4 protein-coding genes are annotated in these 2,567 nt (G+C 33.2%); all 4 read left to right on the top strand.

Going from position 1 to position 2,567, the window contains the following annotated elements; genetic code table 11:
- Window positions 1-229: HAMP domain-containing histidine kinase (locus tag HY951_15045; GenBank protein ID MBI5541380.1), on the top strand; the 229-nt coding region annotated here is incomplete at its 5' end.
- Window positions 230-351: 122 nt separating this feature from the next.
- Window positions 352-930, top strand: a complete 579-nt coding sequence (locus HY951_15050; GenBank protein MBI5541381.1) for a sigma-70 family RNA polymerase sigma factor — start codon at window positions 352-354, stop codon at window positions 928-930.
- Window positions 923-1,576, top strand: a complete 654-nt coding sequence (locus HY951_15055; GenBank protein ID MBI5541382.1) for a hypothetical protein — start codon at window positions 923-925, stop codon at window positions 1,574-1,576. The genes HY951_15050 and HY951_15055 overlap by 8 nt, the downstream gene beginning before the upstream one ends.
- Window positions 1,577-1,636: 60 nt before the next feature.
- Window positions 1,637-2,527, top strand: a complete 891-nt coding sequence (locus HY951_15060) for an IS1595 family transposase (GenBank protein MBI5541383.1) — start codon at window positions 1,637-1,639, stop codon at window positions 2,525-2,527.
- Window positions 2,528-2,567: the final 40 nt, after the last annotated feature.

Below are 2,567 nucleotides of genomic sequence, written 5' to 3' on the forward strand. Positions count from 1 at the left end.
TAAAATTATTATTTGTGTTTCCGATAATGGAACCGGAATCCCCCCTGAACAGATAAAGTATCTTTTTGATAAAAATCAGTTTGTACAAACAAAAGGAACAGCAAATGAAGAAGGAACAGGGCTTGGACTAAAATTGTGCAAAGAATTTATTGAACTGAATAACGGAAAGATTTGGGTTGAAAGTAATCAGGGTTCAGGAAGTCGGTTTTATATTTCAGTTCCAGCTTAACAAATGAACAAATAAAACGATTCTAAAAGAAATAAATGTTCTGAAAACGTGATAGTTGAAAAAAATAGTAAAAAATAATTCAAAAAAAGGTGGTTATCTTTATTAAAAATTTAGTCATACAAATGGAAGCCTCTTATTCTGACGAACAAATAATACAAGGAATCAAAGACAGGAATAATATGATTTTATATTATTTGTATTCAGAATATCAAGAGGAAATAATTGATTTTATTATGACAAATAAGGGAAGTCGAAAGGAAGCAGAAGGTATTTTTCAGGATTCATTTGTGAAATTTTATCAGAAAATTCATGAAAAGGAGTTTGTTTTAAGAAAATCTTTTGACGCTTACTTCAAAAGTATTTGTTTGAATACATGGGTTTCAGAAGTGAAATTGAAAAACAGAAAAAGTTCTACAGGTGTAATACCCGAAGAAATTGACGATACAGAGATGGTTCTTTTCTATGAATATAAAAATGAACAACTGCGAAAAATTATTGGAAAGGAATTCTCAAAACTCGGTGAAAACTGTAGGAGAATATTAAAAATGTATTATTTTCAAAGAAAGCAAATGGCTGAAATAGCCTTTCTTATGGACTATAAAAACGCTCAGATAGCAATGAATAAAAAATACAAGTGTCTGATATATTTAAAAGAACTAATAGAAAAACATCCCACTTTTAAAAGTCTGATAAATGAATAAAGAAGAAAGAACTATATTAATTGAACAGTATCTTGACGGTGAATTACAGGGTGAGAATTTGAAGAATTTTGAATCCCAACTCCAAAATGACAAAGAATTTGCACAGGACTATTTCCTTCAAAAAGAGATAAGAAATGCTTTATCAGACTGGGAGATTATTGACTTACGTGAAAAATTAGATAAAATTCAGAAAGATTTTAAAAAAAATAAACAACGTGCCATAATAAAGAAACCAGTTTTACTTTTTTCAGCCTGTGCTGTTATTGCCATATTAATTGTTTCTTCCATTTTTATATTTGATAAATCTTATACTAATGATGAGTTATATGAAAAATATTATACACATTATGTTGCAGGAATCCAGACAAGAGGTATTGAAAAAACAACTACCGATACTTATACACAGGCATTAAAAGCATACGACAATAAACAATATATTGAAGCTATTGATTTATTAAATCGAATACCTGATACATCGCAAACCCATACAATCGCAAAAGAATATTTCACAGGCTTATCGTATATGGAATTGAAAAAATATGATGAAGCAATTAAACATTTCAATTCGGTTGCAGATGACTATCAAACCGCTTTTCATGAGAATATTATATGGTATTTAGGTTTGTGTTATATAAAAACAAACTAGGGTATTTACTTCTTGCCACTAAGTTGTATCTTTGTGGTCATGGACTATCCAAGGACACAAATGGAGTTTGAGAAAACTTTTTCAAGTGAAGAAAAATGCGTACAGTACCTAATAGATGTACGTTGGCCAAATGGTTATACATGTCATTGCGGCGGGCAAGAGTATTGGATAGCATCAAGGAGGCGGTTGAAGTGTAAAAGTTGCAACAGTATGGCATCTATAACATCAGGAACTCTCTTTGATCAGTCAAATAAGCCACTTACACACTGGTTTCGGGCTATATGGTGGATGATAGCACAGAAAAGTGGTGTTAGTGCAGTCGGGTTACAAAAGGTATTAGGAATAGGAAGCTATAAAACAGCATGGATATGGCTGCACAAGCTACGGACATTAATGGTACTTCCTGGACGGGATAAACTAACAGGGAAAGTAGAAATTGATGAAACTTTTGTTGGCGGCATAAGAGAAGGGAAGCGAGGTCGTGGTGCTGAGGATAAATCTTGCGTATTAATTGCTGTCGAAGTATTGCCGAAAGGAACTGGGCGGGTTAGGTTGAAACTGATTAAAGAAGTCAACGGGAAAAATCTTCTTAAGTTCATACGAACCAATGTCGAAAAGAACTCCATTGTTGTTACTGATGGGTATCGTTGCTATGCAAGCGTTGGAAAAAAGGGGTACACCCATATTGTTCAGAAGCAAGTTATTGCTATGACTGAGGATGAAATGCTTCCAAATGTTCATCGTGTTGCAGCATTACTCAAAAGATGGTTGCTTGGAACTCATCAAAATTATGCGAGTGCTGATCGCTTACAAAAATATCTGGATGAGTTTAGTTTTCGTTATAATAGGCGAAAATCTAATAGTCGGGGGTTGCTATTTCATAGAGTAATAGAACAAGCGATGAGTCGGGAACCTATCACTAACAAAAAAGTACTTGCAAATAAGGCATAGTAATAGTTACATTGTGGTGGCAAGAAGTAAATACCCTAGA

The organism is Bacteroidia bacterium (assembly GCA_016218155.1).
Classification (GTDB): domain Bacteria; phylum Bacteroidota; class Bacteroidia; order Bacteroidales; family GWA2-32-17; genus GWA2-32-17.